Annotated in this window: 12 protein-coding genes; 6 read left to right on the forward strand and 6 right to left on the reverse strand. The window is 36.4% G+C overall.

Features of this window, described 5'->3' with window-relative positions; all coding sequences use genetic code 11:
• Positions 1–56 precede the first annotated feature (56 nt).
• A complete protein-coding gene (locus BC781_RS05635; RefSeq protein ID WP_158281404.1) occupies positions 57–758 on the reverse strand; it encodes a YjjG family noncanonical pyrimidine nucleotidase in 702 nt (233 codons plus the stop codon).
• Positions 759–1,008: 250 nt separating this feature from the next.
• Here BC781_RS05635 and BC781_RS05640 point away from each other — a divergent pair, with 250 nt between their 5' ends.
• Together BC781_RS05640 and BC781_RS05645 are read left to right on the forward strand one after the other, a co-directional pair.
• Complete coding sequence (locus BC781_RS05640) at positions 1,009–2,334, forward strand: dihydrolipoamide acetyltransferase family protein (RefSeq protein WP_109616245.1); 1,326 nt, start codon at positions 1,009–1,011, stop codon at positions 2,332–2,334.
• Between the two features lie 119 nt (positions 2,335–2,453).
• Positions 2,454–3,446: a helix-turn-helix domain-containing protein gene (locus BC781_RS05645; RefSeq protein WP_109616246.1), complete on the forward strand. Its 993-nt coding sequence runs from the start codon at positions 2,454–2,456 to the stop codon at positions 3,444–3,446.
• Positions 3,447–3,753: 307 nt separating this feature from the next.
• Here BC781_RS05645 and BC781_RS05650 read toward each other — a convergent pair whose 3' ends face one another.
• Positions 3,754–4,524, reverse strand: coding sequence for an alpha/beta fold hydrolase (locus tag BC781_RS05650; protein WP_109616247.1), 771 nt, complete (start codon positions 4,522–4,524; stop codon positions 3,754–3,756).
• A 180-nt stretch (positions 4,525–4,704) separates the two neighbouring features.
• On the opposite strand from BC781_RS05650, the gene BC781_RS05655 reads away from it, so the two are divergent.
• A complete protein-coding gene (locus BC781_RS05655; RefSeq protein WP_109616248.1) occupies positions 4,705–5,790 on the forward strand; it encodes an outer membrane beta-barrel protein in 1,086 nt (361 codons plus the stop codon).
• Between the two features lie 64 nt (positions 5,791–5,854).
• On the opposite strand, the gene BC781_RS05660 is transcribed toward BC781_RS05655, so the two are convergent.
• The 4 genes from BC781_RS05660 to BC781_RS05675 form a co-directional block, all read right to left on the reverse strand.
• A complete protein-coding gene (locus tag BC781_RS05660) occupies positions 5,855–6,040 on the reverse strand; it encodes a hypothetical protein (protein ID WP_109616249.1) in 186 nt (61 codons plus the stop codon).
• A 177-nt stretch (positions 6,041–6,217) separates the two neighbouring features.
• Positions 6,218–6,715: an O-acetyl-ADP-ribose deacetylase gene (locus BC781_RS05665; RefSeq protein ID WP_109616250.1), complete on the reverse strand. Its 498-nt coding sequence runs from the start codon at positions 6,713–6,715 to the stop codon at positions 6,218–6,220.
• Positions 6,716–6,726: 11 nt separating this feature from the next.
• The gene (locus BC781_RS05670; RefSeq protein WP_109616251.1) at positions 6,727–7,479 is read right to left on the reverse strand and encodes an ABC transporter ATP-binding protein; all 753 of its coding nucleotides are present in this window, start codon (positions 7,477–7,479) and stop codon (positions 6,727–6,729) included.
• Between the two features lie 10 nt (positions 7,480–7,489).
• Positions 7,490–8,218, reverse strand: coding sequence for an MlaE family ABC transporter permease (locus BC781_RS05675; protein ID WP_109616598.1), 729 nt, complete (start codon positions 8,216–8,218; stop codon positions 7,490–7,492).
• 188 nt (positions 8,219–8,406) lie between these two features.
• Here BC781_RS05675 and BC781_RS05680 point away from each other — a divergent pair, with 188 nt between their 5' ends.
• From BC781_RS05680 to BC781_RS05690, 3 genes are all read left to right on the forward strand, one after another.
• Positions 8,407–9,102, forward strand: a complete 696-nt coding sequence (locus BC781_RS05680; protein ID WP_109616252.1) for an SDR family oxidoreductase — start codon at positions 8,407–8,409, stop codon at positions 9,100–9,102.
• 98 nt (positions 9,103–9,200) lie between these two features.
• Positions 9,201–9,740: a pyridoxamine 5'-phosphate oxidase family protein gene (locus BC781_RS05685; protein WP_109616253.1), complete on the forward strand. Its 540-nt coding sequence runs from the start codon at positions 9,201–9,203 to the stop codon at positions 9,738–9,740.
• 226 nt (positions 9,741–9,966) lie between these two features.
• On the forward strand, positions 9,967–13,395 hold the full coding sequence (locus tag BC781_RS05690; RefSeq protein WP_146201629.1) for a hypothetical protein: 3,429 nt from the start codon (positions 9,967–9,969) through the stop codon (positions 13,393–13,395).
• The last annotated feature ends 15 nt before the right edge of the window (positions 13,396–13,410 follow it).

Raw genomic sequence — 13,410 nt, forward strand, 5'->3', positions numbered from 1 at the left:
TCTTTAGCATAAATACGAAATCCCATTCTGATCGCTACAGAATGGGATTTTGCATTTTAAAGCAAATCGATCAATTGATTCAAATTCTTGATATCTGCCAACAACTCTTCTTCATGATCTTTTTCATCGGGATTAAAAAAAATAGCCTGAATACCCGCTCCTATCGCTCCTTTAATATCTGCATTCAAGTTATCCCCAATCATAATTGACTCTTCAGCCTTGGCATTGGCTAAGTTCAAGGCATAATCAAACATACTTTTGTTGGGTTTTGAGAAACCAGAACATTCAGCCGTTACTACACTTTCAAAATATGAATCAATATTACTATGACTCATTTTAATGTGTTGTACATCTTGAAAACCATTCGTCAAAATATGAAGCTGGTAATCATCCTTCAAGTATTCTAAAACTTCAATGGTCCCTTCTATCAAATTTGCCTTTTTAGGACATCTTCTTAAATACTCCTCTCCCATACCAATTGGTGAGTCTGCTGGGTTTGCACCTAATTTTTCAAATACCAAAGGGAAACGCTGCTCTCTCACATACTTTTTCGTGATTTCTCTATTATCGAGCTGTGCCCAAAGCGAAAAATTAACTTTTCGGAAAGTTTCTACGAAAAGTTCAACAGGAGCATTCATTCGTTTTTCAAGTTGAAAATCTTTGTAGAGTTCGATTAAAGTCTCTTCCGAGCTCTTTTCGAAGTCCCAAAGTGTATGGTCAAGATCGAAAAATATATGTTTGAATAAATTACGTTTCACAAAATTTAAAATTAGAGTTCTTAAATATTCGCAATAAATTAATGTAGTAAAAAGATTTTGATCAATAGAATTTGGATACTTAAAGATAGTTATTATCGTCATGAAGTGTAAAAAAGTGCATGTAATTAATTGGATTTGCGGTTACTTCTTTTTTACATTCGCTATAATGGGCAACCAATTTTTCATGCCACATCTTATTATAACACAATAGATTATCCAGTTAAAGGACTAAAATATAAAATATTATCATATGGGACTTGTTGAGATGGTAATGCCAAAAATGGGAGAAAGTATTATGGAAGGTACAATTCTCTCATGGTTAAAAGAAATCGGCGACACAATTGAGCAAGACGAGCCAGTACTTGAAGTAGCAACAGACAAAGTTGATACTGAAGTACCTGCCTTAGAAGATGGTGTCTTAAAAGAGATCTTAGTTAAAGAAGGAGATGTAGTAGCTGTTGGTAGTCCAATCGCAATTATTGAAGTAGAAGGCGCTGGAGAAACTGCTGCTCCAACAACGACAACTTCAGAAGCTCCCAAAGAAGAAAAAGTTGTAGCAGAAGCTACTCCTGTAAGCCCTGAAGCCACTAATACTACCCCACTAGCTGAAGGTCAGAATAATGGTTTTTATTCTCCATTAGTAAAAAATATAGCTAAAACTGAAAATATTGCTGTAGATGAACTGTCTAGAATTCCGGGTACAGGAAAAGAAGGACGTCTGACAAAAGATGATATTTTAGCATACTTAGAAAACCGTTCGGCTGCTCCTGCAGCAGTTTCTACACCTGTTGCTGAAGCTCCAAAAGCAGCTCCTGCTCAAGCACCAAAACCATCTGCTCCTGTTACTCCAGTTTCATCTGTAAGTGGAGAGCATGAAATCATTCAGATGGATCGTATGCGTAAGATGATTGCAGAGCGTATGGTTGAATCTAAACATACTTCACCGCACGTTACATCATTCGTTGAAGCAGATATGACCAATTTGGTAAACTGGAGAAATCAGTGGAAAAATGTATTCAAACAACGCGAAGGCAGTAACCTTACATTTACGCCATTGTTGATTCACGCCATCGCAAAAGCATTGAAAGACTTCCCAATGATGAACGTTTCTGTTGAAGGAGATAAAATCATTAAGAAGAAAGATGTAAACATTGGTATGGCTGTAGCATTGCCTAGCGGTAACTTGATCGTACCAGTTATTCACAATGCAGATCATTATAGTCTTTCTGGCTTGACATTGAAAGTAAATGACCTTGTAAAAAGAGCTCGTGAGAATAAACTTACGGCAGATGATCTTCAAGGCGGTACTTACACTATGTCTAACATCGGATCATTTGGTAACATTGCAGGAACACCAATCATCATGCAACCGCAAGTAGGTATCATGGCATTTGGTTCTATCGATAAAAAACCTGCTGTAGTAGAAACTCCTCAAGGAGACTTCATCGGAATCCGTCATATGTGTATCCTTTCTCACTCTTATGATCACAGAGTTGTAGATGGTGCTTTAGGAGGAATGTTTGTTCGCAAGGTTGGAGACTACCTAGAGCAATGGTCAATGGATACTACAGTTTAGTTTATCCTTTCTCACTCTAAGAGTTTAAGAACTGCTTCAAGAAATTGGAGCAGTTTTTTTTTAGCCCCAATCAAAACCTAATTTTACTTTTTTACACCCTTTTTTGTTAACCTAATACCATGAGTATAGAGAAATCCCTCGTTATTGAATTACCCGAAGGTCCGCTTGTAAAAAATGAACAAATATTTGAGGAGATCTTTCAGGGGAAAGTCTCCAATGGCATACTGGAGTTTGACAATTCCTTTGGAAAAGGAAAAATCGTACATCACACTTTAGATAAAGGACTTGAGGTCACTTTCTTTTCTGTTAACTTCAAACGTGCTATCAGTCTAAAACGAACAGAACAAGATGCAGAGGATAGTCTCAAAGTTGTAGTTTTGCTCCCATCTGATTCAGATCAAGTGGTATCTACCAAAGGTACATTTTACCGATCGGGCGTTTTACTCACCTACTCGGGCTTAGATCATTTCATAAATATTCCGAAAGGAGAATGTACTTGGTTTACCTATTATTATTCTATTGATAAGTTGAGAAAAGGAGTTCAAAATGACGCAACTCGTACTTGGTTAAAATTCATTGATGAACACCCCTATGCACTACTTTTTGAACAGATAAAATCTCCGATAGAGAATCTAATCAAAGAATTCTTGGATTATCTAGATGACAATCGAATGCTTTTTAGGCTCATGCAAAAAAGTCTATCCGTTCAAATTTTCATTCTGATTGCTAAATATTTCAATGATCGGATCAAAGACGATAATGATATCAAGCCTATAAATTCTACGGACTTGCATTCCTTATTTAAAGTGAAAGCAAAACTAGAGAATTCAATAATGGATGGAGCTCCTAGTATCAGTCACCTTGCAGAAGAAGTAAATATGAGTCCTCGTAAACTACAACGTATCTTCAATCAAACTTTTGGAACTTCTCCTTCATTATATTTTCAATCATACAGAATGGAAGAAGCCTTGCGTCTCATTCGAAAGAAGAAATACAACCTCACAGAAATCGCATTTATGCTTGGTTTCTCTAGCCTTGGACATTTCTCCTCTATGTTCAAGAAGTATCACAAAATCACACCAAAACAATACGAGCAACTTAATATTGATTAAGCTTTACAAGCATTTAGGACACCTTAAAATGTAACTAACTGCTAATGTGCACATAAACAATCCGATTTGTCCGATTTCCATAACGAGCTGTCCGAAATTTGTAAATAATAACGAGAAAATCCCGCCATATTTGCAATGCAGAAATCAAAAAAGCTAAAACATCTCAGATGTAACTTATAATAGGCATCTGTGAACAAGATTAGTAAATGTGAATATTGTGCGGTGTATTAGTTTGTCTACTAATACAATAATAGGTAAGTAATAAGGTGAAAATCCCATTCAGCATCTGAATGGGATTTTTTTTGTATCATTTATAAATCTTTTGAGCAAAAGAAAGTAAATCTTCAGCAGTTTTCTGAGGTGCTTCAAGCATTCCCATATGCCCTACATCCTGATAAAAATGTACCGTATTGTTTTTGGCCAAATGACACTGCTTTAAAGAGTCATCTAAAGAAACAGCTTGATCTTCATTTCCTATCAAGAATTGAATTGGTATATCTGTTTGTTTTAACCATTCAGTCGAATCATCTCTATCTCTCATTGCAAGCATCGTTTGCTGTGCAGCTTCAAGCGCTGTTTCTGAACTATTCTTAATGGTCTGATTGATCAAATACTCCTTTTCTTTCTTTGTTTTTGTACTAAACAAACCTCTAAACATAGAAGTGGTAAACTTTTCTACTCCTTCATCTGCTAAAAATTGGACAGCTTTAGTTCTCGTATTTTTCTTCTCATCACCATCTTCAAAAACGGTAGAATGAAAAAGTGTTAGCCCTGCAACTTTTTCGGGATATTGTTGAGCAAAAGAAAGACTCACATAGCCTCCTAGAGAATGTCCGATAATGTGTATCTTTGAAATATCTAATTGATCTATAGTATTTTTTATAGAATTAGCCATTCCTGATATTGTCGTTTTTTCTAACATCGGACTACGGCCAAACCCAGGGAGATCAATAGCTATAACCCTGAATTCATCGGACAAATAAGGTATTATATCATCCCAAATATCTGCTGTTTCACAAAATCCATGAACAAGCAATATTGTATTTGTCCCTTTTTCGGTGTCTTTAAGCGAAAGCATATAAAAAGATTTACAAATTTGACGAATTGATGCAACCTCTAAGTGAAAGAGGCATCTTTTGTACAAAATGAGATGAAACGAAGATGATTATTTTTTTGAAAATAATTCAAATTTAATCGAAAACTAAGCAATCATCTTCCATAAAGTTTAGCAATAAATACCATATAAAACCAAATAGATATGTTTAGAAGAAGTATACAACGAGTCTTTATTTTTATTACTCTTTTGATTTCCTCTTTAACGGTTTCGGCTCAAGAATTTAATACAGATTCTGTAAAAGTAATTTTTGCTGATGGAGCAACTTTGAGTTTCCAATCAAAATCAGGAGAGAAATTAGAATACAGTGATATCATAGAAGTTCTTATAGGTATAGAAACTTTAGCTGACTCAGCTGACCGCTACAACGGCTTCTACCAATTGGATAAATCATGGGGTAAATTGACCGTAGATACTAGAGTTGGACGTGATTTTTCTTCAGAACCAAAAGTAGTTACAAACTCTTCAAAAGAATCTGATTTCTGGAATAAATGGGACAACGACTGGGATAGCGATTGGGAAGAGTCTGAAACAATCAATGTGAAAGGTGACGACGGTATCTCAATCAACTTTGGACATAGTAACAACGACGGTCAGAAGAAGACCAAAAGACGTACTAGATCATATTGGAACATGGATTTAGGTTTGAATACATACGTCGAAAATGGTGAAATACCAGGAAATGTCCCTTACAGACTCGATCCTCTTGGTTCAAGATATGTAGCCTTCTCTCATAACTGGAGAACTCAGATTGGTAACTTAGATAAATCTCCATTCTTCATTAAATATGGTTTATCAATTTCTTGGAACAATTATATGTTCGAAGACGATGTACTCTTAAGTGTTGAAGGTGAAGAAGTAGTTTTTGGAGAAGTTCCTTCAGATTGGTCTTCGGTGAAAAAGAATAAACTTGCTGTCGCAAATATTGGCATTCCGATCATGCTTCAGATTGGTAGAGATAAAGGTTCATTCCAATTCGGTATTGGAGGTTATGCAAACTATAGAATCGATAGCTGGCAAAAACACAAATTCACTAGAGACGGTGACACGGAAAAAGAGAAAGACCATGATCCATTCAATATCCAAGATTTCCGTTATGGTTTAAGTACTGAAATTGGTATTCCGAAAGCTGGATTCAAAATTTTCGCCAATTATGAGCTTTCTCCATTATTCAGATATACAGATACAAACCCTGAGTTAAATACAATCATGTTTGGTATAAGATTCTAAAATAAACGACCTTAAACCAACAATAAAAAAGTCCTTGGAAACACTTCCAAGGACTTTTTTATTGTCATTCTTTTTTAACGTCTAAATCATTTCGATTTTTCAATTTCTTGTCAACAACATGTTGGTTTAGAAAGTCATTGAGTTGTTCGATGGTGTAAGTACTTTCGATTTCTCCAGAGGAGTTGATACGAATGTCAAAGCCATCCAAGGCAGGATTCACCTTTGGCTTCTTTTCTTTTCTATACTTCATAGCGAGTTGACGTTTAAATACGTGCTGGTTGTTTTTGGGTATCTGCGCTTTTTAAAATACAGACACTTCAAAAGTAAAGTACAAAGTAACAATAATTCCCTGTTTGTCAAGAAAATACAAACAAAATCCGTTTTCAATGTACCATTTAACACCTTTTGCTATAAATAGTACTATCTTCTAAATCAACTTATTCTGATAGAGAGAAAGGTTTTCAGCATCAAAACAGACAAAATAAACTTCCATTGTAGAAGTTGTTCTTAAAAACAAATTCACTGTGTTATATGCTATCTCTACAGCTTTTTCTTTAGGAAAGCCATAAACTCCAGTACTGATATTGGGGAATGCGATGGAGTTTAATTTTAGGCATTCAGCTATTTTCAAAGAATTGAGGTAAGCAGAAGCTAGTAATTCTTCTTCACCCTTTGCTCCTCCTTGCCAAATAGGCCCTACGGTATGAATGATGTATCGGGCTGCTAATTGGTAGCCTTGGGTATATTTCGCTTGCCCAGTAGCACAGCCATTCAAGGTTTTACACTCTTCAAGCAACTTTGGCCCTGCAGCTCTATGGATTGCACCATCTACTCCTCCACCTCCCAATAAGGATGTATTGGCTGCATTTACAATGGCATCCGTTTTCATCTGAGTGATATCTCCTTGAATGACTTTGATAGGCATAAATCTATTTTTTATCGTAAAGCTTTAAATTTCTGCATGAGCTTATTTGCCAAGATAAAGTCATGCAATGCTTTCTCATCAGAATCAAGAATAGTTTCATTACTACCTTCCCAAACTTTATGACCTTGATACATGAACAAAATGTACTGACCAATTTCCATTACAGAGTTCATATCGTGAGATACGATAATGGTCGTCAGGTTATATTCATGTGTAATTTCTTGAATAAGATTATCAATGACAATCGAAGTCTGAGGGTCAAGTCCTGAGTTTGGTTCATCACAGAAAAGGTATTGTGAATTCATGACAATAGCACGAGCAATACCAACCCTTTTCTGCATACCTCCACTAATTTCAGAAGGCATTTTATCAGCAGCAGCGGCAAGCCCTACTCTTGAAAGGCAAAATTCAACTCTATCTTTTTTTTCTCCTTCAGACATTTTTGACATCATGTCCAAAGGGAATTTCACATTCTCATAAACTGTTTTTGAATCAAAAAGAGCAGAACCTTGAAAAAGCATCCCTATTTCTCTTCTGATTGCTTTCTGTTCTTTCAAACTAGAATTGTAGAAATCCCTGCCATTATACTCTATCGTTCCAGAGTCGGGTTCTATCAAGCCTACAATCGTTTTCAGCAATACACTTTTACCTGTACCCGATGCACCAATAATCATATTGGTTTGTCCTTGCTCAAACTTTGCACTGATTCCTTTCAGTACTTCCTTTCCTTGGAAAGCCTTTTTGATATTTGTTATTTCTATCATGTTCTCCGAATCAGATTAAAAGTTGAGCTAATAAGAAGTCCGCTACCAAAATAGCAATACAGCTATTTGTTACTGCTTTTGTACTTGATCTTCCAACTTCCAAAGCTCCTCCTACAGTATTATAACCCAAGAAAGAAGAAATTGTAGATACCAAAAAGCCAAAAACTAAGGCTTTGATGAGTGCAAAAGTGACATTGAACGGAATGAACTCGAATCGTAATCCGTAAATATATTCTTCTGGGGTAAGCCATCCTCCTAAAATAGAAGCGACATAACCTCCGTAAATCCCTAGAAAAGCGGCTAGCGTGGTTAGCATTGGCAACATTGCGACACAAGCCAAGACTTTTGGAAGAACCAAATAAGAAACGGAATTGATTCCCATTACTTCAAGGGCATCAATCTGTTCCGTAATTTTCATGGTTCCGAGTCCTCCTGCTATGTTGGAGCCTACCTTTCCGGCAAAAACAACCCCAATAAATGTAGGTGCGATTTCCAACAACAGCATGTCGCGAACAATCAAACTCACGATATATTTTGGTACAAACGGGCTTGTCATGTTATTGGCCGTTTGTACAGCACTTACAGCTCCTACAAAAAATGCCACGATTGACACAATGAAAATAGAATCTAAGCCAATACGAATACATTCTTCAAAAAATAGCTTTCCGTAAACTCTGGGCGATTCTCTGTTTACAAACAGCTGCTTCAAAAACAGCGTGAAACTTCCCAATCTTTTAATCATAGTATATCTTTTAGATAGCTCTATTTCTACTCCTTAAAAAGTAACTTACAAATATAAAGATCTGAATAGCATTCAAACTTCAATATTTGATTTTTGTCTAATTTAACAGTTTTCTTTTTCTGCTTTCTTCTTCCTAATTTTTGTCTAAATTCGAAGGTAAATAATCATAACAAAAACGAATAATTATGATAGTTGTTACAGGGGGAAGTAAAGGAATTGGTAAAGCGATCATTGAAAAATTCGCACAAGCAGGTCACAACATCGCTTCATGTGCTCGAAATGCAGCGCAATTGAGCGACATGAAAAAAGAAATTGAAGAAAAATATAAAGTAAAAGTATATATACAAACAGCTGATCTGAGTGTAAAAGAAGATACTGCTACGTTTATTGATTTTGTGAAAAGAGTGGGTGAGCCTGTAAAAGTTTTAGTGAACAACACAGGTGTATTTATTCCGGGTGCAATCCATGAAGAAGAGGATGGTATTTTGGAACAAATGATCGAAACCAACCTTTATAGTGCCTACCGTCTGACAAAAGGGTTCATCAGAGAAATGATGGACAGAAAAGAAGGACATATTTTTAATATTGCTTCTGTAGCTAGTTTTATGGCTTATGCCAATGGTGGTTCATACTCTATCTCAAAACATGCCATGCTAGGGATGTCGAGATCGTTGAGAGAAGAAATGAAACCATTCAATGTAAAAGTAACTTCAATTATGCCTGGAGCTACTCGTACAGCGAGTTGGGATGGTGTCGATCTTCCAGACGACCGTTTCAGTAAGAGTGAAGATATTGCTGAATTGGTATTTGCGAGCTACACACTTTCTCAAAATTCTGTGGTAGAAGATATCGTGGTTCGTCCACAATTAGGAGATATATAATCTTTTCAGGTAGCAGTGTAGTCCAAATGCACTGCTACTTTTTTGTTACTTACTCACAACTACAGCTCATTTTATAAAATCCAAAAACACTTCATTTCATGGGAAAGAAGATTGACCATATCACTCCACAACTTCAAGAATTCATCAAAGATCAGCATATCTTTTTTGTTGGTACAGCAGCCGATGAAGGTAGAGTAAATGTTTCTCCCAAAGGCGGCGATTCCTTCCGAGTGATTGACCAAAATAAAATTGTATGGCAAAACAAAACGGGGAGTGGAAACGAAACGGCTGCTCATTTGCTCAAAAATGATCGGATGACCATCATGTTTTGCTCCTTTGAGAAAAATCCACTCATTTTAAGGCTTTATGGAACAGCAAAAATCTATCATGATAGAGATCAAGAATTTCATGATTACATCGGGTTATTTCCTCAAGCATTAGGCTCACGTCAAATTATTGAAATGGAAGTTGACTTGGTACAAACTTCATGTGGTTTCGGAGTTCCTTTTATGGACTTCAAAGAAGACAGAGAAACACTGGATGTTTGGGCGGAGAAGAAAGGACAAGAAAAAATAGAGACTTATTGGGAAGAAAAAAACACCTTGAGTATTGATGGTTTTGAGACTAAAATCAAATAATACGTCTTTTCTGATCTATCTCACTCGGTAAAACTTAGCTACATTTTCTTCAAAAAGTTAAATTGTTAAGACGTTAATCTTCTGTATGCAATATTATCAAATCAGCTGACTTTTACGTAGTTTTGTCTTTAATATTGGCTAAAACATAGCTTTTTGAGATAGAGAATATACAATTATTGACTTATACCGAGTGAAGCCTACGCTTACTTTTTTCCTATTCCTAATTTTGAGCATACCCAGCTTAGCACAAACTTCGGAGAATTCTAATCTTCGTAGAAAGTGGGTTTATGCCCAAAATCAAACGCTCGATAAGCTCCTTGTAGACCCTAGTTCTTTCCAAGTTCTACAGATTGTAGGTGAGGCGAAAAACGAAAATATTCTTTTCGAAAATCAGCAGTTGATATTCAATGCTGACAGCTCCTTGATTGATTCTGTTTTGGTAAGCTACAGAGTACTAGATTTTAATAGTATTCAGACCAATACAACCTATTCTTCTTTTCACTTTAAGTCAGATACTACTTCCAATACATTTTCAAACAGAAGACGAAATAATCGGAAAAGCTTCAAAAGGGAATCCTTGTTTGACACAGGAGAAGTACAAACTATGGGTAGTATTAGCAGAGGATTTTCGATTGGAAGTAATCAAGATTTTTACGTGAATTCGGGGCTGAATTTACAATTGCAAGGAGCGATTACGGAAGATATTCTCTTGGAAGCGAGTATTACGGATAGTCAAGTACCTTATCAGCCTGAAGGAAATACGCAGAACATTCAAGACTTTGATCGAATCTTAATAAAACTAAGTCATGAAAAAGGAAGTTTGAGTGCTGGAGATGTTCAGATTATGGATGATAAAATATCTGCTTTTCTCAGATATACCAAAAACGTACAAGGGCTTCAAGCAACCGCTAATTTCGGGAATGATAGCAGCAAATATCAGTCAAAAACTGTAGCTAGTATTTCGCAGGCAAAAGGACAATTCCACCGTCAAGAAATTGTAGCCTTAGAGGGTGTAAAAGGCCCCTACCGATTACTAGGACCTCAGAACGAAAATAATATTGTGGTAATCGCAGGTTCTGAAAAAGTGTATATCGATGGAATTTTGATGAAAAGAGGTTTTGACCAAGATTATGTAATTGATTATAACTTGGCAGAAATTACTTTTACCGCAAAACAGGTGATTACTCAAAACAGTCGTATTCGGGTAGATTTTGAATATGCGGTACAGTACTTTGCACGAACAATCTCTCAAGTAAGTCATGAACAGCGAATCGGTAAATTCACTTTCTTCACTGATTTTTATCAAGAGAAGGATAACAAAAATACCTCACTGTTTTATCAACTTTCTGATGAGGAAAAAAGGCTGATCGCAAGTAAAGGAGATAACATTGATGAAATTTATGTCAACTCCATTGATACGGTTTCAACTTTTGATCCGAATAAAATTCAATACACCTACAAAGATTCGATTGTTAACAACGTCCCTTATACAGACATTCTTGTCAGAGCAGATAATTCTGCGGAACTGTTAGTTCAAGCCAATTTCACGAATGTAGGTACAAACAATGGTGACTATGTTTTTTCTACCCAAGAAGGTGGAGGACGAGTATATAAATGGGTTGCTCCAATCAACGGCGTACCGCAAGGTGATTTTGCTCCAATCCGAAAATTGTATGCTCCAAACCAGAAATCACTTTGGGTATTTGGTGGTGAATTCAAGCCTCGAAAAAACGATAAAATTTACGCTGAAATAGGACTTTCCAATCAAGACCTCAACCTTTTTGCCACGACAGACAAACATGATGACAATGGCGCTGCCTACAACTTTGGTTTTGAAACGAATAATAAATTAAATCAGAAAGTTGATTGGAAATTATATGCTGACTATCAACAAACCTCTGATAATTTCAAAGCGATTGATCCTTTCAGATCAGTGGAATATGATCGGGATTGGGGCGTTGTCATTTCTGAAGATGAGCAAGACAAAATTCTATCTACAGGAACAAAAATTTCATGGAAAGAAAAAGATTACCTGTCCTATGACTTCTTGAAAAGAGATCGGGGATTAAGTGTAGATGGTATGCAACATCAGCTCAAACTTTCTACAAATCCTGTCGGAAAATTGCAATTGGATGGACAAGCTTTTCTCATGGAAAATCAGATTTTAAAAGATACAACTGTAGCCAATTGGGAAAGATACCAAGCAGATATACGATGGAATGGCGCAATTCTTCAACCGGGTTATACCTACAGAGAAGAGAAAAATACACTCGCTAAAGGAGCCGACAATGAAACGCTTTCATCTGTAGGTTATTTTGAAGAACATACCGTTTATATAGAATCTGGAGATAGTATAAAAGCAAAGATCAGAGCCGATTATACGCAAAGAGAAGATTATTATGTTTCTGAGGGAGCCATTACGCCATACACAGAAGCAGAGATGGTGGGTTTCAGATTTTCGAATAAAGGGAAAACAACCAATTGGGTCGGGAGTATAAACTACAGAGAACTGACCTATAAAAATACAAGTGATGATCTTGTTGAGAAAACATTGACAGCAAGGCTCGATTTGAATAAACATTGGTGGAAAAGAAATATCAACACCAACTTTTCTTACGAAACGGGTACAGGACAAGAACTGAAAAAAGAATATGTTTTTCTTCAAGTAGAAGCTGGTAGAGGTACTCACACTTGGCGAGACGACAATGGAAACGGAATACAGGAATTGGAAGAGTTTTATCCTGCCCAAAATCCCGATGAACGAAATTATGCAAAATTCTATGTTCCTACAGGAGAATACATTCCTGCATACAGTACTTTATTTCTTTTCAACCTTAATATTCGAACACCTAAAGCTTGGCTAAAAGAAAAAGGAATAAAGAATGTTTTGGCTAGACTTTCGTTGGTTTCTTCCATTAACTCAGATCGAAAAACAACCTCTGAAGATCTTCAAGAAAGATTTCTTCCATTTACGCCTATAGCAGAGGCTGATCTGATTTCTCAGAAAGTATTTTTCAAAAACTCTTTGTTTATCAATAGAGCAGACCCGAAATGGGGAGCGGAAGTGAAGGCTAATTTTTCAGATGCAAAGTCGTTGCTTAGCAGCGGATTTGAACGAAGAATAAATGAAGAATATATGCTCATTTCTAGATTGAAACTGACAAAAGATTTTTCATTCCAAAATACACTTGCTGAAAAAATAGTAGATCAAGAATCTGACTTTTTAGAAGAACAAAGCTATGATTATACCGAGTGGCGAGTGGCTCCAGAATTGATTTACCAACACCGAAATGATTTCCGAATTTCGGGACAATATTCTTACAAGCATAAAAATGCACCATTGGTTGGCGAAAACGATGGCGGAATAGCCCTTTTCCATAAAGGTACTTTTGAGATGCGCTGGGCAAAAGCCATCAAGCGTAGTATTTCGGCTTCTTTAGCGCTGACACATATCAATTATGAAGGTGAAGTAAACACTCCTTTGGGTTATGAAATGTTGGAGGGACTAAGAAACGGAGTCAATTACCAATGGAATATCCGTTGGACGCAACGTCTTGTAGGAGGGCTTCAGATGAATGCTCTTTACGATGGACGTAAGTCAGAAAATCAGAAAATGATTCATACTGCCCAACTTCAGCTTACAGCCCTTTTCTAACCCAAAACCAAATAA

The organism is Sediminitomix flava, from assembly GCF_003149185.1.
Classification (GTDB): Bacteria; Bacteroidota; Bacteroidia; order Cytophagales; family Flammeovirgaceae; genus Sediminitomix; species Sediminitomix flava.

Bases quoted from the DNA above. Each gene is read 5' to 3' on its own strand.
- BC781_RS05640 (WP_109616245.1), top strand. From the start codon at position 1,009: ATGGGACTTGTTGAGATGGTAATGCCAAAAATGGGAGAAAGTATTATG.
- BC781_RS05645 (WP_109616246.1), top strand. From the start codon at position 2,454: ATGAGTATAGAGAAATCCCTCGTTATTGAATTACCCGAAGGTCCGCTT.
- BC781_RS05650 (WP_109616247.1), bottom strand. From the start codon at position 4,524: ATGCTTTCGCTTAAAGACACCGAAAAAGGGACAAATACAATATTGCTT.
- BC781_RS05655 (WP_109616248.1), top strand. From the start codon at position 4,705: ATGTTTAGAAGAAGTATACAACGAGTCTTTATTTTTATTACTCTTTTG.
- BC781_RS05660 (WP_109616249.1), bottom strand. From the start codon at position 6,040: ATGAAGTATAGAAAAGAAAAGAAGCCAAAGGTGAATCCTGCCTTGGAT.
- BC781_RS05665 (WP_109616250.1), bottom strand. From the start codon at position 6,715: ATGCCTATCAAAGTCATTCAAGGAGATATCACTCAGATGAAAACGGAT.
- BC781_RS05670 (WP_109616251.1), bottom strand. From the start codon at position 7,479: ATGATAGAAATAACAAATATCAAAAAGGCTTTCCAAGGAAAGGAAGTA.
- BC781_RS05680 (WP_109616252.1), top strand. From the start codon at position 8,407: ATGATAGTTGTTACAGGGGGAAGTAAAGGAATTGGTAAAGCGATCATT.
- BC781_RS05685 (WP_109616253.1), top strand. From the start codon at position 9,201: ATGGGAAAGAAGATTGACCATATCACTCCACAACTTCAAGAATTCATC.